The 18944-nt window shown below is 63.3% G+C and carries 17 protein-coding genes; 8 read left to right on the top strand and 9 right to left on the bottom strand.

Annotated elements, in window-relative coordinates; all coding sequences use genetic code 11:
• Positions 1 to 9 precede the first annotated feature (9 nt).
• Both WHH00_RS18820 and WHH00_RS18815 read left to right on the top strand, forming a co-directional pair.
• Positions 10 to 285 carry a hypothetical protein gene (locus tag WHH00_RS18820; protein ID WP_350003464.1) on the top strand — a complete coding sequence of 92 codons (276 nt, stop codon included), beginning with the start codon at positions 10 to 12 and terminating at the stop codon, positions 283 to 285.
• 4 nt (positions 286 to 289) lie between these two features.
• A complete protein-coding gene (locus WHH00_RS18815) occupies positions 290 to 859 on the top strand; it encodes a hypothetical protein (RefSeq protein WP_406635180.1) in 570 nt (189 codons plus the stop codon).
• A gap of 48 nt (positions 860 to 907) precedes the next feature.
• Here WHH00_RS18815 and WHH00_RS18810 read toward each other — a convergent pair whose 3' ends face one another.
• The 7 genes from WHH00_RS18810 to WHH00_RS18780 form a co-directional block, all read right to left on the bottom strand.
• A complete protein-coding gene (locus tag WHH00_RS18810; RefSeq protein ID WP_406635178.1) occupies positions 908 to 1534 on the bottom strand; it encodes an FMN reductase in 627 nt (208 codons plus the stop codon).
• An 88-nt stretch (positions 1535 to 1622) separates the two neighbouring features.
• The gene (locus WHH00_RS18805) at positions 1623 to 2480 is read right to left on the bottom strand and encodes a PhzF family phenazine biosynthesis protein (RefSeq protein WP_406635176.1); all 858 of its coding nucleotides are present in this window, start codon (positions 2478 to 2480) and stop codon (positions 1623 to 1625) included.
• A gap of 72 nt (positions 2481 to 2552) precedes the next feature.
• The gene (gene rplI, locus WHH00_RS18800; RefSeq protein ID WP_231454198.1) at positions 2553 to 3005 is read right to left on the bottom strand and encodes a 50S ribosomal protein L9; all 453 of its coding nucleotides are present in this window, start codon (positions 3003 to 3005) and stop codon (positions 2553 to 2555) included.
• Between the two features lie 17 nt (positions 3006 to 3022).
• Positions 3023 to 3262, bottom strand: coding sequence for a 30S ribosomal protein S18 (gene rpsR / locus WHH00_RS18795; protein WP_003800144.1), 240 nt, complete (start codon positions 3260 to 3262; stop codon positions 3023 to 3025).
• Between the two features lie 127 nt (positions 3263 to 3389).
• Positions 3390 to 3980, bottom strand: a complete 591-nt coding sequence (locus tag WHH00_RS18790; RefSeq protein WP_406635174.1) for a single-stranded DNA-binding protein — start codon at positions 3978 to 3980, stop codon at positions 3390 to 3392.
• A gap of 70 nt (positions 3981 to 4050) precedes the next feature.
• Positions 4051 to 4356 (bottom strand): 30S ribosomal protein S6, encoded by a 306-nt coding sequence (rpsF, locus tag WHH00_RS18785; protein ID WP_050683795.1) that lies wholly within the window; start codon positions 4354 to 4356, stop codon positions 4051 to 4053.
• A gap of 321 nt (positions 4357 to 4677) precedes the next feature.
• The gene (locus WHH00_RS18780) at positions 4678 to 6099 is read right to left on the bottom strand and encodes an amino acid permease (protein ID WP_406635172.1); all 1422 of its coding nucleotides are present in this window, start codon (positions 6097 to 6099) and stop codon (positions 4678 to 4680) included.
• A gap of 450 nt (positions 6100 to 6549) precedes the next feature.
• Here WHH00_RS18780 and WHH00_RS18775 point away from each other — a divergent pair, with 450 nt between their 5' ends.
• The 5 genes from WHH00_RS18775 to WHH00_RS18755 all read left to right on the top strand — a co-directional run bounded on the left by WHH00_RS18775 (position 6550) and on the right by WHH00_RS18755 (position 14068).
• Entirely contained in the window at positions 6550 to 9528 is a 2979-nt protein-coding gene (locus WHH00_RS18775; protein ID WP_406635170.1) for an Ig-like domain-containing protein, read from the top strand.
• Between the two features lie 267 nt (positions 9529 to 9795).
• On the top strand, positions 9796 to 11364 hold the full coding sequence (locus WHH00_RS18770; protein ID WP_406635168.1) for a polysaccharide biosynthesis tyrosine autokinase: 1569 nt from the start codon (positions 9796 to 9798) through the stop codon (positions 11362 to 11364).
• 93 nt (positions 11365 to 11457) lie between these two features.
• The gene (locus tag WHH00_RS18765) at positions 11458 to 12591 is read left to right on the top strand and encodes a glycosyltransferase (RefSeq protein WP_406635166.1); all 1134 of its coding nucleotides are present in this window, start codon (positions 11458 to 11460) and stop codon (positions 12589 to 12591) included.
• A gap of 383 nt (positions 12592 to 12974) precedes the next feature.
• On the top strand, positions 12975 to 13688 hold the full coding sequence (locus WHH00_RS18760) for a hypothetical protein (protein ID WP_406635164.1): 714 nt from the start codon (positions 12975 to 12977) through the stop codon (positions 13686 to 13688).
• A gap of 38 nt (positions 13689 to 13726) precedes the next feature.
• Entirely contained in the window at positions 13727 to 14068 is a 342-nt protein-coding gene (locus WHH00_RS18755) for a YciI family protein (protein ID WP_406635162.1), read from the top strand.
• A gap of 142 nt (positions 14069 to 14210) precedes the next feature.
• Here the strand turns inward: WHH00_RS18755 and WHH00_RS18750 are convergent, their stop codons facing one another.
• Both WHH00_RS18750 and WHH00_RS18745 read right to left on the bottom strand, forming a co-directional pair.
• Positions 14211 to 15527 carry a hypothetical protein gene (locus tag WHH00_RS18750; protein WP_406635160.1) on the bottom strand — a complete coding sequence of 439 codons (1317 nt, stop codon included), beginning with the start codon at positions 15525 to 15527 and terminating at the stop codon, positions 14211 to 14213.
• Between the two features lie 254 nt (positions 15528 to 15781).
• Positions 15782 to 16846, bottom strand: a complete 1065-nt coding sequence (locus WHH00_RS18745) for a hypothetical protein (protein WP_406635158.1) — start codon at positions 16844 to 16846, stop codon at positions 15782 to 15784.
• 362 nt (positions 16847 to 17208) lie between these two features.
• Between WHH00_RS18745 and WHH00_RS18740 the strand changes: the two genes are divergently transcribed.
• A complete protein-coding gene (locus WHH00_RS18740; protein WP_406635156.1) occupies positions 17209 to 18678 on the top strand; it encodes a lipopolysaccharide biosynthesis protein in 1470 nt (489 codons plus the stop codon).
• The last annotated feature ends 266 nt before the right edge of the window (positions 18679 to 18944 follow it).

The raw sequence follows: 18944 nt of genomic DNA, 5'->3' as shown, positions 1-18944 counted from the left end.
GCTCTATACATGGGCGAACTGCTGCTGGTCCTGCTGCCGGCGATTGTGTTGGTGGCGCTCATTTGGGGGCTTGCCACGGCCCTCAGTCCGCGGGATTCGGGCCTGTCCGATGCCGAGAGATACCAGCGTGACCTGGCCGAGCGTTCAGCGCAGCACTATGCGGCCCAGGTCCAGGCTGCCACGGCGGCCCGGGCACGCCTGGAGTCCATCACGCGGCCCAGCCAGAACACCCAGGCGATGCATTCAGATCTGGCCCCCGCCAGGAAGTACACAGAACGGCGTTAGAAAAATGGAATCGCTTGTGGTCCCTGTCCTCATCCTCCTGGCCGTGGCTGCCGGAGTCACCCTGGTTGCCCGGGCCATCAGCCGGCGAAAGGCCTCTGCCGGCGCCGAGCCGCCGGCACCGGCAGCCAACTCCGCCGACCTGGCCCGCACTGCCGCGGCCAAACTTTCCGAGGACGAACACCGGCGGCTCTATGCCCTGATCGCCCAGGGCCAGGCCATGGCCGCGATCAAGCTGTACTACGAAGTCAGCGGCGACGGCCTGCGCGCGTCACGCGACGCCGTGGGAGCGCTGGCAGCACATCCACAGCCTTACAGGGGGACGGAGGCGGCCCCTGCCGAGGTTGAAGACGACGACGATGAGCCCCAGCGGTTCCCCTACCGCTACCGGGCCATCGCCAGCAAGGGCGACGTGACCCGCGAGGTCAGCAGCAACATGCTCAATGACGAAATCTATGGCCGGATACGCACCCTGGCCCGCAACGGTGACACAGAAGCTGCCGCAACGGCTCTCACGCGGCACTCCGATATCTCCCTGAAGCAGGCCCGGGAGTTCATCGAGCTGCTGGACGAGTAAGCCTGGCGGGTAAGGCCGGGACGCTGCCGGTTTCGGGGCGGCGGGCGGTCAGGCGCTTCCGGAGATTCCGGCGAGCAGCTGTTCGAAGGGAAGGGATTCCATCGGGGCGGGCTTCCGGCCCGGCTGGGGCCCCTCGAGGAGCCGCGTGAATTCCCCTGCCGCCCGGTCGATCCGGTCCGAAAGCGAGGAGCCGCCGTCGTCCGTGGTGCCCCAGTCCTGCGGGCCGGCAAAGACGCCCGTAGGCGCAGTCCTGGTGCGCAGGTAGCTGAACAGCGGGCGCAGGGCGTAATCCAGGACCATCTGGTGGCGGTCCGTGCCGCCGGTAGCGCCCAGCAGGACGGCCTTGCCGTCCAGTGACTTGGGGTCAAGGACGTCGATGAAGGATTTGAACAGGCCGCTGTAGGACGCGCTGAAGACTGGCGTCACCGCAATGATCCCGTCAGTGGCTTCCACGCCGGCTATCACCTCGGCCAGCCGGGGCGGGGCGTAGCCGGTGACGAAATTGTTGGCGATGTCCACAGCCAGGTCTCGGAGTTCGACGACATCCACCTGCACACTGAAGCCGGCTCCGTTCAGGTGCCGCTCTGCTGCGGCCGACAACTGGTCAGCCAGCAGCCTGCTCGACGACGGTACGCCGAGCCCGGCGGAAAGGACTGTGATGCGGCGGGTCTCCATGGCATTTCTCCTGTTGCTCGTTCATTCCAGCATATATGCATATGCATCTACCTTGTGAACGGTGCAGGCTTACGGAGTATTCCCGGTGCTAGAGGAGCACTGATCCCCGGATGCAGGTGGTGGAGTCTCCGCCCACCCAGATGTGGCCGTCTTCGGCTTTGATGTGGAGGCGGCCCGCACGGCCCAGTGCCGTCCCCTGGGCCGCTACATACTCCTGCGGAGCCCTGTTGCTGCCGATCAGCCATTGCGCTGCGCCCGCGTTGAAGCTGCCAGTGACGGGATCCTCCATCATGGCGTCGCCCGGGATGAACGTGCGGACCTCGAAGTCTGTGCCGCCTTCACCCCGCCCTGGCCCGATAATCCCGACCTTGAGGTTGCCCAGCGCCGCGAAGGCAGGCTTCACGGCCCTGACCTGTTCCGCCGAACCGAGCAGCACACCGATCCATTCGGGACCGTTCACCAGCCAGGACGCATCCAGCAGGTCAGCTTCTGCGAGGCGGAGCCCAGCTGCGATCCGGCTCCGGATCGTCCCGTCCACCGGACCAAAACGGGTCATGGGAGGCGCCGCGAAGGCGAGCCTCCCGTCGTCGCGCTTGACGCGGACCAGGCCAGCGCCGCACTCCTGGACAACGAAGCCTTCGGATTGCGGAGTTCCTCCGCACTCAAGCCAGGTGTGGGCTGAACCCAACGTGGGGTGGCCGGCAAAGGGGAATTCCTCACTGCCGGTGAAAATGCGGACCCGGTAGTCTGCACGCGGATCGGTAGGGGGCAGCAGGAACGTCGTCTCCGACAGGTTGGTCCAGTTGGCGAACTGCTGCATCTGCTCCGGCGCCAGCCCCTCGGCATCAACGACGACGGCGAGCGGGTTTCCGCGGTAGGCCTCACGGGAGAAGACATCGACCTGGTGGAACGGGCGGCTGCGGGCTGGAAGTACGGTACTGTTCACCGTCTGAAGCTATCAAGCAAAAGACCCCCGCCGCCGGAATCCGGCAGCGGGGGTCTTTTAAGCAGTCGGGGACTACTTGCCAGCTACTACATCGAGTTCGATGACAGCGGCAACATCCTCGTGCAGACGGACGTTGGCCTGGTAGGAACCAACCGACTTGATGTGCGTCGGCAGTTCAACCTTGCGCTTGTCGATGCGGCCAAGGCCAGCGGCCTCAACAGCGTCGGCGACGTCGCCCTGCTTGACGGTGCCGAACAGGCGTCCGGTCTCGCCAGCCTTGACAACGAGCTTGACCGGCTTGGAGGACAGTGCAGCGGCCTGCTTCTGAGCATCTTCCAGGGAAGCGTGCTCGCGGGCAGCGCGGGCAGCCTTGATGGACTCAACCTGCTTTTCGCCACCCTTCGACCAGGTCAGGGCGAAGTTGCGGGGCAGCAGGTAGTTACGTGCGTAACCGTCCTTGACCTCGACAACGTCGCCAGCAGCACCGAGACCGGTTACTTCGTGGGTCAGAATGAGCTTTGCCATGTTAGTTAATCCCTTCCTTAGCCGCGGCCAGCGCCGGAGTAAGGCAGCAGAGCAACTTCGCGGGCGTTCTTGATTGCCTGGGCGATCTTGCGCTGTTCCTGCACCGTGACGCCAGTGACGCGACGGGCGCGGATCTTTCCGCGGTCGGAGATGAACTTGCGCAGCAATGCTACGTCCTTGTAGTCGATGACAGTGATGTCAGCGGCCTTCAAGGGGTTGGACTTTGGTTTGGGCTTACGGAGTTCAGCCTTAGCCATCGTGGAGCTCCTATTCTAGGGAGCCCGTGGATGTTGATCCACGGGATGGTGGTGGTCCGACGGCGGCATTCACCTGGGTGCCTGGAGGCACTTTCGGCTATCCCGGCGTCGGCCCTTAATGGGGTGTTTAGAAGGGAGGTTCGGAATCGGGGCCGTTGCCCCAGCCGCCTGCATTGGAGACGCCGGGCGTTGCCCAGGGGTCGTCCTGTGCAGCCTGCTGGTTGCCGCCGCCCCAGCCTCCACCGGAGTTGCCGCCCTGGTTTCCACCAGAGGTGCCGCCTCCGAAACCGCCGCCGCTGTTGCCGCCGCCAAAACCGCCCTGGGCGCCGCTTCCGGCACCCCCAGCGCCGGAGCGCTGGGTGCGGTTGACCTTCGCATTGGCGTATCGCAGGCTGGGGCCGATTTCATCGACCTCAAGCTCGATAACGGTGCGCTTTTCGCCTTCTTTGGTTTCGTAGGAACGGCTCTTCAGGCGGCCGGTCACAATCACGCGCATGCCCTTGGTAAGGGACTCGGCGACGTTCTCGGCTGCTTCACGCCAGACAGCGGCGCGGAGGAACAGGGTTTCCCCGTCCTTCCACTCGTTGGACTGGCGGTCAAAGGTACGCGGGGTGGAAGCGATGGTGAAGTTCGCTACTGCTGAACCGGACGGTGTGAACCGCAATTCCGGATCATTGGTGAGATTACCGATGACCGTAATGGTGGTCTCGCCTGCCATCTACTGCCTCCTTGTTGATCCTGGGTGAAGAGTGCGTTCCTGCGGTGAAGAATGAAAATCGGTGCTGAAATTACTCAGCAACAACCTTCTGCTCTTCGGGGCGGGTGATCTTGGTGCGCATGATGGTCTCGTTAAGAGACAGCTGGCGGTCAAGTTCCTTGGCGGTGTCCGGCTTGGCGGTGAAGTTCACCACGGCGTAGATACCTTCAGACTTCTTCTTGATGTCGTAAGCCAGACGGCGACGGCCCCAGATGTCAACCTTTTCGATGGTTCCACCATCGTTGGTGATGACGTTCAGGAACTTCTGAAGCGACGGCTCAACGGTACGCTCTTCGACCTCGGGGTCGATGATTACCATCAATTCGTAAGGACGCATATGTGAACCCACCTCCTTTGGGCTAAGCGGTTACGGCATTTCCGTAACAGGAGGTTCATTTGCGATGCCGTGCAAAGCCCCGCCGCCGGAACGGAGGCAGGACGCAGCACAGACTTCAATATCTTAGTGCATATGGAGCGGATAGGCGATTCGCGCTTGACTCAAGGCTATGGCCATGCTGGCAAGGGCTGCACCAACAACGGCTCCTATGTGGAAAACGCACACCCGGCATCCTGTCCCAAACAGAGAACCGCCCGCGCCGGCGCGCCAGGGGCGGCTGCCAGTACGGACGGTTCAATGCCAAGCGAAAGGCCTGGAGAATTACGACGCCGGAGCGGCCTCCGGTGCACTCTCACGAGGTTCGCCGGCCGGTGGCTCCCCGCCGCCCGGGCGCCCTGCGGACTTGCGGTAGCGCCAAACCCCAACGCCAACCACGACAGCCGCAAGCGCCACGGACAGCAGGAGGGATTCGCGGGTGGATTCCAGGATGACCATCCCGATCAGCAGGGCCACGATGCTCACGATCGAGAGCCACGTCAGGTAGGGGAAGAGCCACATCTTCAGCGCGAGGTCCTTGCCGGCAGCACCCATGCGCTTACGGAGGATCAACTGGGAGGACGCAATGACCAGCCACACGAACAGGGCAATGGCACCGGAGGTGTTGACCAGGAAGAGGAACACGGTGTCGGGTGCAATGTAATTCATGCCCACTGTCACGAAGCCCACCACGGTGGAGGCCAGCACGGCAGCAGCGGGGACGCCCCGCCGGGAGATCCGGGTCCAGGCCTGCGGGGCATCTCCCCGCCTGGACAGCGAGAAGAGCATGCGGCTGGCGGTGTACAGGCCGGAATTGAGGCAGGACAGGACGGACGTGAGGACCACGATGTCCATGATGGTGCCGGCGCCGGGGATGCCGAACAGTTCGATGACCGCAACGTAGGGGCTCTTGGCAACGCTGGCATCATTCCAGGGCAGCAGGGTGACAACGATGGCGATGGAGCCGATGTAGAAAACCAGGATGCGCCACACAGTGGACTTGACGGCCTTCTTGACGGCGTCCACAGGGTTTTCCGATTCGCCTGCGGCGATGGTGGCGATCTCCGCACCGAAGAAGGAGAAGACCACAACCAGGATGCCGGCCAGTACTGCGCCCGGGCCATTCGGCAGGAACCCGCCGTTGCCTATCAGGTTGCTGAGTCCCGGGGCAGGGACGCCGGGGACAAAACCCAGGATGGCAGCAGCGCCGAACAGCAGGAAAAGCACAATTGCAGCGACCTTGATGGAGGCAAACCAGAACTCGAACTCACCATAGGACTTCACGGAAACAAGGTTGGTCAGCGTCAGCAGGACCATAAGGATCAGTGCCCAGACCCACTGGTCGATGCCAGGAACCCAGCGGTGCATGATGGCCGCGCCGGCCGTGGCCTCAATGCCGAGCACGATGATCCAGAACCAGGCATAGAGCCAGCCGATGCTGAATCCGGCCCAGCGTCCCAGCGCCTTGTCGGCATAGGTGGAAAAGGAGCCGGTCTCCGGGTTGGCGGCCGCCATTTCACCGAGCATGCGCATCACCAGGATCACCACCACGCCGGCGGCCATGTAGGCCAGCAGGATTCCCGGTCCCGCCTGCTGGATGGCAGCGCCGGAGCCGACAAACAGGCCGGCGCCAATGACGCCCGCAATCGCGATCATGGACAGGTGCCGCGGTTTAAGCGACTTGGCTAATTGCTGGTCAGCGGGCATGGGGAGCGCCGTCCTTCGGTGATGATGGTGCAGATGGGATTGGCAGGCAGGGGCCAGCCGGAAAGATGAGGACCGCCATTCAGTGGGGCCGGTCACACATTTCTCTCACTGTAATTCGCGCCGGGAAGCAGAAGCTCTGTGCATCGGCACAGCCTTGGGTTCCCGGATTTTGGCCATGGCCCAAGTGAGAGTACCTGCTGGCATCAGGAGATGCCTGCAGGGCAACAAGGAAACACGGAGGAAATAGTCATACAGCCCCGTATCCCCTAGTGGCCTTCCGCCCCGTTTCCCCCATTGCCCCCGGCAATTTTGGAGGTCTACATTGGCTTCCACCCGCACTCAAGCAGGGGACGCCAGAGCAGTGGTACGCCGTCAAGGACTACCTGCGCCACCAAGGACCTGAATATGCAAAGAGCAAAAGTTCGCCCTCTCGTTCCTCAAGCCCTTGCCGTGGCCGTAGCACTTGTCCTGGGCGTTGTGGCTGCCGGCGGTACAGCCCAGGCTGCGGAGAATTACGGCTACCAAAGCATCAGCTATACGGGAGTGGCCAACACCCCCACCTCCGACAAACCGCAGAGCAAGCTGTGGTGGAACGACGGGTCCTGGTGGGCTGATATGTGGACCACGGGAACCGGCTGGCAGATCTACCGGCTGGACAGGGCCGCAAAGACCTGGGTGAACACGGGGGTCTCGATCGACACCCGCAGCAACACATTGGCAGACACTTTGTGGGACGGCAACAAGCTGTACATCGCCTCGCATGTGGTGACGGTGTCAGGGGATGCCAGCACAAAAGCTTCAGTCTCGGGTCAGCCCGCCAAGTTGTACAGGTACAGCTACGCTGCCGGTAAGTACACGCTCGACGCCGGTTTTCCCACCAACATCAATAACAACAGCAGCGAGTCCATGACGATCGACAAGGACACGACGGGTGCCGTGTGGGCAACCTGGACGCAGGTTTCCGGGAGCTCAACCTCAGGCTACACAAGCAGCGTCTATGTGAACTCGTCCGCAGCGGGCGGAACAAGCTGGGGGACGCCGTTTGTCCTGCCGGTCGCAGATCCGAACCCGGCACCGGATGACATCTCGGCAATCGTCTCCTATGGAAGCAACAAAATCGGTGTCCTGTGGAGTGATGCTCCCGCAGGAACCGTGTACTGGGCCACCCGCACGGACGGAACCTCCCCCTCGGCAGCATCATCCTGGAAAGTCCAGCCCGCCGTACAGGGCAAAGGCCAGGCGGACGACCATTTGAACATCAAGGCACTCCTGGCTGATCCTTCAGGACGCGTGTACGCGGCGGTGAAGACGAGCCTGGACTCTTCGACTGACAAGACGCTTCCACAGTTGCAGCTGCTGGTCTTCCGGCCGGGAACCGGCTCCTTCACCAGATCCACCATCGCCACTCTTGCCGACTGCGTGACCCGTCCCCAGATCCTGCTGGACACGACCAACAATGTGGTGAGGGCGTTCCATACTGCACCATCCACATCGACCTCGGGATGTGCATATTCAGGAGTCCCCGGCAGTATCTATGAGAAGACTGCCTCCATGGACAATCCGGTCTTTGGCAGCGGCCGCGGCACCCCGGTGATCCAGGACGGGGCATCTGCCAATATCAACGACGTCACCACCACCAAACAGGGCGTCAACGCCACCACGGGCGTCGTGGTCATGGCCAGCAACAAGGCCACCTCGCGCTACTGGTTCTCGGACCGGTCGCTGGGAACGGCGCCCGCACCGGGTGATACGGCGGCTCCGACGGTGACGGCCACGTCCCCAGCTGCCAATGCCACCGGCGTGGCTGTCACGGCAAACGTGACTGCCACGTTCTCCGAAGCGATGAACACCTCGACCATCACGTCGAACACATTCACGTTGACCACGGGGACGACGACGGTTTCGGCCGCTGTGACGTACAGCAGCACCGGTAACACCGCGACGCTCAACCCAGGCACCGACCTTGCGGCCGGCACCACCTACACGGCCACAATCAAGGGCAGCTCCACCGGGGTGAAGGACGTGGCCGGCAACGCGCTGGCAACGGACAAGACCTGGAACTTCACCACAGCGGCGGCGAGCGGCGGCGGCACGACGGAGACCGTCACCCTCACCGCCACCGCGGACAGCTGGGTGGCAGGCGGAGCGGCAGCCACAAACTACGGCACCTCCACCACGCTCAGCGTAGACAACAGCCCGGTGGAGGCCACCTACCTGAAGTTCGACCTCTCGGCCTACGCCGGCAGAACCCTGGAGAGCGCAACACTGCAGCTGCGCAGCGCCGGCAGCGGGTCAACAGGCAAGCAGAACATCAAACTTGTCACCGATGACAGCTGGACCGAAAGCACCATCACCTACACCAACCGCCCCACGCCCGGCACCAGCCTCGGCACCCTCGGCCCCACAACGGCCAACGCCAGCTACAGCGTCCCGCTGACCGCCAGCGGGCTGGCCGGTCAGCTCGGCCAACAGCTCTCCCTCGGCCTTGATTCCGCCAGCACCGACGGCCTGGACCTCAACTCCAGGGAAGCCGGCAGCACTACCGCACCCAAACTGGTCCTCACGATGTCCGGGAGCGGCAGTGGCGGCGGCAGCAGTGATACGGTGGCTCCGACGGTGACGGCCACGTCCCCGGCCGCCAATGCCACCGGCGTGGCTGTCACGGCAAACGTGACTGCCACGTTCTCCGAAGCGATGAACACCTCGACCATCACGTCGAACACATTCACGTTGACCACGGGCACGACGACGGTTTCGGCCGCCATGACGTACAGCAGCACCGGTAACACCGCGACGCTCAACCCAGGCACCGACCTTGCGGCCGGGACTACCTACACGGCCACAGTCAAGGGCAGCTCCACGGGGGTGAAGGACGTGGCCGGCAATGCGCTGGCAACGGACAAGACCTGGAACTTCACCACAGCGGCGGCCAGCGGCGGCGGCGGCACGTCGGAGACCGTCACCCTCACCGCCACCGCGGACAGCTGGGTGGCAGGCGGAGCGGCAGCCACGAACTACGGCACCTCCACCACGCTCAGCGTAGACAACAGCCCGGTGGAGATCACCTACCTGAAGTTCGACCTCTCGGCCTACGCCGGCCGCACCCTGGAGAGCGCAACACTGCAGCTGCGCAGCGCCGGCAGCGGGTCAATAGGAAAGCAGAACGTCAAACTCGTCGCCGATGACAGGTGGACCGAAAGCGCCATCACCTACACCAACCGCCCAGCACTCGGCACCAGCCTGGGCACGCTCGGCCCCACAACGGCCAACGCCAGCTACAGCGTTCCGCTCACCGCCAGCGCCTTGGCGGGTGAGCTCGGCCAACAGCTCTCACTCGGCCTGGACGCCACCAGCACCGACGGCCTGGACCTCAACTCCAGGGAAGCCGGCAGCACCACCGCACCCAAACTCGTCCTCACCCTGGGCTAGATCAGGGTGGAGAGGCCAGGCTGCAGGTAACCGCAATTTCCACATTCTTACCCCCGGGCAGCCACAAGCCCCGCTGCTTATCGGACCGCGGCGTCCGGCCTCGTACTAGCTTTGCAACACGCCAAAGCGGCACAGAGACACAGGAAACCCGCCGGAAAAGGGGCAATCATGGCAGAAGAAAAGGTCTTTCGAATCGACCCGGCCGCACCAGGCCCTTCCGCCGTACCTGCCCATTCAGCACGTATACCTGCAGGAGGGAACGGATTCTTGAGTAATCAGGAGATTGGCGGCAGCGAGGCTTCAGCTTCCGGGATGGGACTGAGGGACTACGCCCGGGTCGCCAGGACGTACTGGAAGCACATTGTGGTTGTGACCATGATCGTCACCCTGCTGGCCACGGCGTGGAGCACTTTCCGCCCCCGTATCTATGCAGCGGAAGCCAGCGCAGTTGTTATTGCGGTGGGGACCGACAACGTCAGCAGCCTGCTGGCCGGCGACACCCTGGCCAAAGCAAGGGCAAAAAACTACAAATCGCTGGCTGAATCGCGGCTCGTGGCCGACAACGTGCGTCTGTCCACCGGGCTGAACATGTCCAGTGACGCCTTGTTGGGCGCTATCTCTGTGACCGTCCCCCGCGATACAGCTGAAATCCGGATAACGGCCGAATCGCCGGATCCGACCATTGCCCAGCGGGTGGCTGACGCCTGGATCGTGGAGCTGAGCAAGCAGGTCCAAGACAGGGAGAAGGCCGCCACCGCCGCTTCGGGTGAGGCCCTCGAAGCCGTTACGCCGCCCCTCTCCCTGGTACCGCTGGATCCAGCGGCTTTGCCAACAAAACCCGTCTCTCCCGGCGTGGCAATGACAGCTCTGTACGGGGCAGCACTGGGCCTCCTCCTGGCCTATGCTTCCGCACTCCTCCGGGACCGGCTGGACCGCCGCCTGCACAACGCAGCTGAAGTGGAACATCTGTTCTCCGTACCGGTCATCGGTGCCCTCCCGGTCGACATCCGGCTCACGGGCGAAAACAAGGTCCTGGGAGGCGTTCCGGCAGCTCCAACGCCCGGTTCACGGGCACAGAGCCCGGCCTTTGCTGAGGCGCTCCGGGAACTCCGCACCAACCTGACTTTCCTGGACGTGGACAACCCTCCCCGGATTATCGTCGTGACGAGCTCGGTGAGCGGCGAAGGCAAATCGACTATTGCGGCCAACCTGGCCTCGGCGATGTCGGCCGGAGGGGAACAGGTCATCGTTGTTGACGGAGACCTGCGGCACCCCAGCATGGCCAAGATCTTCGACGTCATCCCTGGAATAGGCATCACCGACGTTCTCACCGGAAAGGCTGAGGTGGATGACGTTCTCCAGCAGCGGAGCGACCTGCCCAACCTGTCGATTTTGGGGTCCGGCCGGATCCCGCCCAATCCCACCGAGCTCCTTGGCTCCCACGCCATGAAACAGCTGATCGAATCCCTGTCAGAAAAGGGCATCGTGATCATCGATGCTCCGCCATTGCTCCCCGTGACCGACGCGGTGCTCCTTGCCAGGATCGCGGACGGCGCCATTGTGGTTGTCAAGGCCGGCAAAACGACCAAGGACCAGCTGACAAAGTCGCTCGGAAACATCCGGAAGGTGCACGGAGCAGTTCTTGGCACGCTTCTGAACTGCGTGCCGGCGAAGGAATTTGACGGCTACTCGTACTACTCCTCGGATCCGGACTCTGCGGACAGCGACCCCTCCGGGGACGCGGACGACTCGCCGGCAGTGGTTGAGCCCGAAAGCCCCCCCGCATTCCGTGGTTCGAGCAGGGAACAGACCTCCCGGAGCGTCACGTCCTTCTAGGCACCACCAACGCCTGCAGCTGCCACGTGCGCCACATCGGAGCAAACCCGGGCACAAGCGCACGTGGCCCACAAAGTCATCTAGGAGAAACCCATGTCCAAGTCTGTCGTCGTCATCGGGACACGCGGCTACCCAAGTTACTACGGCGGCTTTGAGACTGCAGTCCGGCGCCTGGCACCATTCCTCGCCGATGCCGGCTGGGACGTCAACGTCTACTGCCGGGCAGGCCAAACCAAGGACGACGACGAGGACCGCGACCCCCGCATCCGAACCACCAATACAGTCGGGCTTGAGAGCAAGTCACTGAGCACCCTCTCTTTCGGGCTGACTTCCGTCCTTCATGCCCTGTGGCATAAGCCCCAGGTGGCGCTTGTCATGAACGTTGCCAATGGTTTCTTCCTGCCGCTGCTGAAGCTTCGCGGAATACCAACCGTGGTGAACGTGGACGGAATCGAGTGGGAACGCGCCAAATGGAACCGGTTCGCCAAGTTCGTCTTCCGGCTGGGCGCCCGGCTTACTGCCCGCTATGGCACCATCCTGATCAGCGACTCCCTTGAGATCCAGCGGCGCTGGAAGCGGGACTTTGGGCGCAAGAGTGTTTTCATTCCGTACGGCGCCAACCTCGCCATCCCCAGTGAGGTTGTCCCCGGCCTTGAATCTGGGTCCTATGTACTCATGGTGGCCCGGTTTGTTCCGGAGAACACTGTCTCAGAGTTTTTCCAGGCAGCTGAACGCCTGGCGGAGCAACATCCAGTGGTGATCGTTGGATCCAGTGGCTATGGCGGGCCGCTGGACGAGGCCGCCCAGCGGCTGGCTGAACATCCCAACGTCCAATGGCTCGGCCATGTCAGTGATGACAAAAAGCTCCTCTCACTCTGGCATCATGCCGGCGCGTACTTCCACGGCCACAGTGTGGGCGGGACCAATCCGGCCCTGGTCCAGGCGATGGCCTGCGGGGCACCTGTGGTTGCCCGGCAGACGCCATACAATGCGGAGGTCCTGCGGGCGGACGAGAACCTTGTGGCCCCTGATCCGCTGGCCATCGAGAGTGCTTTGCGCCGTATGCTGACTGACCACGACCTTCGGGCGAAAGCGCGGGCAGCAAACAGAGCCCGCGCAGCTACCCATTACGACTGGGAAGATGTGTGCCGGAGGTACGAACTGACTCTTCAGGAGGCCGTCCTGGGGGAAAAAGCCGCCAGAGTAGGCACCGGGGTGCGGCAATGACTTTTGGATTGCGCACGCGCCCACCCGATTCGGCAACGCAGGACTGCGGCAGAACCCCCCGAATACTGGTGGTGAATCCCCTGGGAGTGGCATTAAGCCACTACACCGGGGCACTTGTACGTCAATTGTCCGATGTGGGAATAGAAGCAGAATCGTTTTCCATCACCGAACCTTCCCAATCAGGTAAAAGCCGCCTTAAGTGGCTCGGCGAATATACCGCAATGCTTTATTCAGTGGGACAACGGACGCGAAAGCCGAATTCGTCTGAAAGGATGCTCCTTACTTGGCCGGTATTAGGTTTCCTGGACCTTCTAATGGTGAAAGTCCTTTGTGGCAATTCGGCTGTCATTATTTACCACGATCCGCAACCTCTCGTCCGGTCGGTGGGCAGCAGCCCCCTGGTGGCGCGCTTTGCCGGGCGCATAAAGAAGCGGCCCGGAACCCTGGTGCACAGCGACGAAGCTGCCCAAGCCATGGCCGCCGTCGGGCTGGCGGAGGGCTTGGCGCAGGTGCCGCATCCAATGCTGCCCCCTGCCGGCGCCGCAAAGGACCCCCACCTCAGCGGACCATCCGGGAAAAGGCCGCGGGTTCGGGTGCTGGGACAGTACAAAGCCGACAGGGATCTTGACCTCCTGAAATTATTGGCCGGCAGGCTTGGCATGAAGTACCACCTCGACATAGTGGGCCGTGGCTGGCCGTCCGTCGAGGGGTGGAGTGTGGATGCCCGCTTTGTCCCGGAGGATGAGCTGGAGGAACTGATCGTCTCCAGCGACACCATAGTCATCCCCTACAAGCGCTTCTACCAAAGCGGCATAGCCATGCGAGCGCTTGAGCATGGAGTTCCAATCGTCGGGCGCATCGGGACGAGCCTTGAGAAGCTGTACGGACCGCAATCACGGCTCTTGGTCGCAGCTGACCACGTGCTGCCCGGCCAGGAGGTCGGGGCGTGGGTATCGGCCATCGAGTATGCGATGGGCCAGGGAAGGACCGAAACAGTCCTCGCTGCCAAACTCTTTCATGAGGAGGCGTCCGAGAGCTGGCGCCTGTTCGGCCGCAGCATGCTGGCCCATGGATCCGCCCATCGGTCCAAGGGCTGATCCGATCTCCCAAGGTCCAGGTCCAGGAGAGCCCTCGCATGACGAAGTTCCTCATTTCATTCCCCAGTGACGCCATGGTGGTCCCCGCAGGCGAATTCGATGCGGTGGTCGAAGCCTCGCACGCCGTTATCGCCGAGGCCAAGGCAGCGGGCGTTTATGTCTTCGGCGGCGGAATCGATGAGCACGTGGACCCGGTGCGCGTGGCCGGTGACGGCACCGTCACCGAGGGCACTTACCCAGGCCATACAGTGCCCGACGGCGGCTATACGGTTCTGGAGCTGCCCTCCAGGGAAGCGGCACTTGAGTGGGCAGCTAAGATCGCCGTCGCCTGCCGCTGCCCGCAAGAGGTCCGGCAGTTCCAATACGATCCCGACAGCTGACACCAGTCAAACCCGGCCAGTGCCGTACCCCTCAAACCCAGTGCCGTGCCCCTCAAACGGAGGGTTGGACTCTCCTCGCGCGCCCCTGCGCTGCCGGACCCCCGGGCCAGGTGCTGCCTGGCGTGACCCAGCCCCGCCGGCTTCAGCGGCGCGGGGTGGACCGCTGCAACATCGGCCGTTGCGGGAAGTGCGAGCCCGTAGCCGCCTGCACGGTCCTGGCCTGCAGTTTTAGGGGTACCGTCATGGCAACCACAGATCCCAACGTCAACCATAGGACCGGGGTGGATGCCATGGAGGAGGCGGACTCGGATGAAGCAACAGTTAGCACGAAGCCTACGGCCAGCCACACGGGCAGGCTCTGGGACCTCGGAACACGGCGCAGGAGTTTTCCGAGGTGCACCAGGAGCACAAGGGCGGCAGCAATCATGGGCCAGCCGATCCACGCGAAATACAGCCCCAGCAGGCTCTCGCTGCCCACACCGGTGGACGCTCCTTCAAGCGCGGCCTGATATCCGGTTGTGCCGAAGCCCAGCCCTGCGGGCGACTGGAGGCCAAGCATGAACCCGGAGAACAGGCCATCCGAATGGCTGGCGGTGTTGCCCTGCTCAATGAAGGTGGTAAACAGGTAGCCGCCAAGGCCAAGGGCTACAAGAATGCCGGCGTGCTTCCCCACCTTGGTCCAGATGAAGTAGATCACTGTGACCATCAGGAAGAGCAGGATGCCCGCCCGGGCGTAGGCGAAGAAGAGGGCCAAGCCGATGGCAGCAAGCATCCCCAGCCTCGCGAGGCTCCGCAGCCTGGCAACGGCAGCAAAGGCTCCGAGGCCCAACAGGAAGCCCATCACCGGGGGGTTCATAAAGGGGCCGCCGGGGCGGAAGGTGAGTTCGCCGTCGGACACCCCGTCCGCGAAGTAGGCGGGCGGCAGTCCCATGCGCATGCTGCGCGGGTTTCCGCCAACAACGTTCACGTGGTACCAGGCCGGGTCCAGGAGGGGCGTCTGCATGATTTCCTCGGCCAGGGCCCATGCCACGGTCAGCGCGGCCAGCAGAAGCAGGTAGGTGCTGACCTTTCGCCATTTGATGTCGTCACGGAAGACGAAACCGGCGAACACCAGGCCAAGCGGCATGAGTACCTGCCGTGCCTGGGCAATGCCGATCTCCGTGTCCGGTGACCGGACAAAGCCGATACCCACCAGGATCACCAGGATCACCATCAGCCCAAGCGCTTTGTGCAGGCGCTTGTCCTGGGAGCTGAATGCCCTGACAACGGCGGCTGCAACAAGAACCGCAGCGGGCACGTCGTCCAGGTACTGGAAGGCATCAGACCGGGTGAGGGTAATGAGCGGCGCCTGCGACCAGCCGGCTGCAATGACCAGCAGGATTAGTACGTGGTAGGAACGGCCTAGGATCAGCACCAGGCTGATCACGGCGGAAGCGGTAACAACGAAGGGCAGTAGCACGAGTTGGTCGTCCCTCTCGAGATTGCTGCAACGCCTCCAGAATCGCTGCAATGCCGGGTCAAGCACCGGAATCATCCGGTCAGGCTGCCAATACCCGCAGTATGCAAAGCATCGCGGGGTGACGGCATCCGTCCCTCCCCACGCTAGGCCCGCCAGCATCCCGCAACAAGGGCAATGCCGGGACTATGTGGGAAACCACACCCGGCCGTGGGCCGAAAGCTGCCTTGACCCGCCTGAACCAGCCCTAAAGCTCTTCAGATCGTCACGAACCTATTGACCGCATCCTTCCAGTAGGCCAGGAACGGCGCGGCGGCCAGGGCGACTGTCCGCCCGTTCTGCAGTTCCGTTATCTGACTATCCAGGCGCTCAAGCTCGGTCGCCGTCGTGATCGTCCTGTGGGCAACCCCTGCCAGTTCCCGGACGGAAGCGGGGACTACGATCAGACCGCCGGCCATGGAGGCTTCCCCCAAGGTCCCGGAGTCAAAACCGATCACGGGCGTACGGTACGCGAAGGCCCGCGAGGCCACCCCGGAGGCAGGCAAAATGTTGCCGTAGAAGCGGCTCGTCTTGTCGTAGGGCAGGAGGATGGCCCTCACCGACTCGAAGAATGCATCCTCCTGCGGCCCTTCGACTGCCCCCAGGATGGTGACTCCGGGTATCGGCGGCAGCTGTTCGGTTCCCCTGCCCGCGACCCGGATCTCGACCTCCGGCGGGAGTTCGCGGCGGAGCTCAACGAGCCTGTCGAACCCTTTGCCTTTGGATGCGTGACCGTAAAGTCCTACTGCCAGCGGGCGCTGGGAGGGAGGCTTCAGGGCGGGCCTGGGCGGCACAAAGTGCCAGGTGCTCAGCACCTTGCAGGCCGGAAAGCTCTCCCGAAGCGCTGCCGCGCCGACTTCACTGAGCGCAAACAAGGTGGTGTCCCGCAACAGCCGACGTTCCAGCCAGGCGCTGACTGGGCGCAGCGGAAGATGGATGCCGTGGTGGAACAGCTTGCTCCTGGCCACCCATTTGAAGCGGAAAGGCCACCATGCGGCCAGCGGCGGGTCATGCACGGTGGCCGTTGTAGCGATCTCCCGGGGTCGGCCGGCAAGCAGCCAAAATGGTCCCAGGGACGCCGCAGACAACTCAAAGTGAACAATTACCTGGCCCTCAGAGAGGGCTTCCTTCACTGCCCTGGAGAGCCTTCGCCGGTCACGGAACACATCAAGGAGCCCCACGTTGCCCGGTCCCGCCGTCCTGATTTCGCGGAAGGAGGCGAAGCTGGGCACGGCCGCGGCGATGAACTCTTCCGCATAGTCGCCGACTCCCCCCGAACCCACACGGGGTGCTACCAGAATCAGCGTTGCGTGAATTGGAGAACTATTAGGTACAGGAACTGCGTCTGAATTTGCCACATTACTCCGCTTTTGCACCAGAGGGACGAAAACCGGGCGGCACACTCCCACAAAATGGGTTTGTCCGGCCTTGACAACAGTATGCACCAGCAGCCCTGACGAGAACCTGGAAATTGATCAAACAATTCGTTTTCCAGCCACCTGCGCCCGGAATGCCCCACGCTTGACGCTTCAGATGCCGCGGAACAGCATTTAGCTCAATAACTGCTCAATTACTGTTAATTCCTCCCGACGGGCACACCCAGACAGTAAACTTTTGCAATGAGGCCACAGGAAGGCTCCAACCCATGACGAACGTTGCTGGTGGACTTGCCCGTGTCGGCTTCCGGGGCGCGGTCTGGCAGGGGCTTGCCCTGGTGGGCGGGAAGGCGATCGTCCTCATCACCACGATCGTGCTCGCACGCCTCCTGTCGCCTGAACAGTACGGCCTTGTGGCCGTGGCACTGGTCCTCATGGCCTACGTCGAAACCGTCGCCGATGCCGGCGTCGCGCAGGCGCTGGTCTATTTGCCCGCCTCCGGCGTCGCGGCCCGCTCGGCGCTGCTGGTTTCCGTGGTTCTTGGTACCTCCCTGGCACTCTTGACGTTCTTCTCGGCGCCGTGGATTGCCGGGCTTTTCCAGCTGCCGGACGTGGGCCCCCTGGTGCAGGTGCTGTCCATCGCCGTGCTGGCAACGTCACTGGGCGCGGTTCCGGAAGCCCTGCTGCGGCGGGACCTGCTGTTCAGGAGACTGGCTGTGGCCCCGATTATCCGGGCGCTCGTCACAGGAGTACTCAGCCTGGTCCTCGCCTTCGCAGGGTATGGCGCCTTCTCGCTCGCGGCGGGTACCGCGGCAGGGGCGGTTGCGTACGCAGCGACGTGCTGGTGGCTTGTCCGCAAGGGCGCTCCCTGGCAGATCTGGCGCGTGGCCAAGGACGCCCTCCGGGCAAACCTCAAATTCGGTGTTCCGGTGGCAGGCAGCAACCTCCTTGCGCGGCTCATCTTCGACATCGACTATGTGATCATCGGCGTGATCCTTGGGGCCCAGGCCCTGGGCTATTACACGCTGGCCTTCAGGCTTCCCGAAGCCCTGATCATCAACGTCTTTTTTGTGCTCTCCACGGTCCTGTTCCCGCTCTACACCCAGGTGCAGCACCAGCCGGAACGGTTGCGCGACGGCTATCTGAAGGGTGTCCGCGTTCAGTCCCTTTACGGCATGACGGCGGGCGTCGGGCTGGCAGTGCTGGCGCCGATCCTCGTCCCGCTGGTCTTTGGCGGCCAATGGTCCGAGTCTGTCATTCCGCTCGTGTTCCTGGCCCTGTATGCGGCAGCACGCTCCCTCGGCGCAGGTGCAAACGACGTCTACAAGGCGATAGGCCGCCCCGGTATCTCCATCACGTTCTCACTCATCCGGCTGGCCGTGCTGGTGCCCGTCCTGCTTGTGGCGGCCCAGTGGGGGATCATCGCTGTCGCGTGCGCCCAAATGGCAACAGCGCTGCTCTTCGCCGTCGGGATGCAAACGGTAGCTGCCAGGGTGCTCCACATCGGACCGAAAGCAATGCTGCGCGCTGTTCTGCCCGCCTTTGCCTGCAGTCTCGCCGTGGCCGGGGCCGGATCCATCATCTTCCTGCAACTCTATTTGGGGGCTCCCCTCACAGCGGCGCTGGTCTTTGTGACCGCCATAGCGGCCGTGTACAGCGTCCTCCGGTTTGGATTCCCAACGCTGCACAACGAGCTGCTGCACCTCGTCCGCCGCCGGCAGGATGCCACCGCTGAATAGAAGGGCCCGGGCACACCATCACCCCAGGGCGGACGTGCGGTCGGGTCCTTTGCCGGTGGAACTTGGGTTGCTGACACTGCCCACCGGAAGCCCTGTGGCCAGCTTGGTGAAGGCCTCCCGGCATTCAACCCGCAACAGGCTCTTCGTGGAGCCTGCTGACAGGACCAAAGGCTTTTGATCAGCTACCTCGTCGCCATTGCGGACGCAGGACACAAAGCACGACGGCGGTCCAGCCAGGCAGGACGCAGGCCTTCCCGTCTAGACGT

Origin of the sequence: Pseudarthrobacter quantipunctorum (assembly GCF_045291495.1) — a bacterium.
Lineage (GTDB): Bacteria > Actinomycetota > Actinomycetes > Actinomycetales > Micrococcaceae > Arthrobacter > Arthrobacter quantipunctorum.
Note: the sequence above shows the minus strand (reverse complement) of the source record. Positions and strands in the feature narration are given on the sequence as shown.

Bases quoted from the DNA above. Each gene is read 5' to 3' on its own strand.
- WHH00_RS18780 (WP_406635172.1), bottom strand. From the start codon at position 6,099: ATGCCCGCTGACCAGCAATTAGCCAAGTCGCTTAAACCGCGGCACCTG.
- rpsF (WP_050683795.1), bottom strand. From the start codon at position 4,356: ATGCGTCCTTACGAATTGATGGTAATCATCGACCCCGAGGTCGAAGAG.
- rplI (WP_231454198.1), bottom strand. From the start codon at position 3,005: ATGGCAAAGCTCATTCTGACCCACGAAGTAACCGGTCTCGGTGCTGCT.
- WHH00_RS18790 (WP_406635174.1), bottom strand. From the start codon at position 3,980: ATGGCAGGCGAGACCACCATTACGGTCATCGGTAATCTCACCAATGAT.
- WHH00_RS18755 (WP_406635162.1), top strand. From the start codon at position 13,727: ATGACGAAGTTCCTCATTTCATTCCCCAGTGACGCCATGGTGGTCCCC.
- rpsR (WP_003800144.1), bottom strand. From the start codon at position 3,262: ATGGCTAAGGCTGAACTCCGTAAGCCCAAACCAAAGTCCAACCCCTTG.
- WHH00_RS18820 (WP_350003464.1), top strand. From the start codon at position 10: ATGGGCGAACTGCTGCTGGTCCTGCTGCCGGCGATTGTGTTGGTGGCG.
- WHH00_RS18740 (WP_406635156.1), top strand. From the start codon at position 17,209: ATGACGAACGTTGCTGGTGGACTTGCCCGTGTCGGCTTCCGGGGCGCG.
- WHH00_RS18765 (WP_406635166.1), top strand. From the start codon at position 11,458: ATGTCCAAGTCTGTCGTCGTCATCGGGACACGCGGCTACCCAAGTTAC.
- WHH00_RS18810 (WP_406635178.1), bottom strand. From the start codon at position 1,534: ATGGAGACCCGCCGCATCACAGTCCTTTCCGCCGGGCTCGGCGTACCG.
- WHH00_RS18815 (WP_406635180.1), top strand. From the start codon at position 290: ATGGAATCGCTTGTGGTCCCTGTCCTCATCCTCCTGGCCGTGGCTGCC.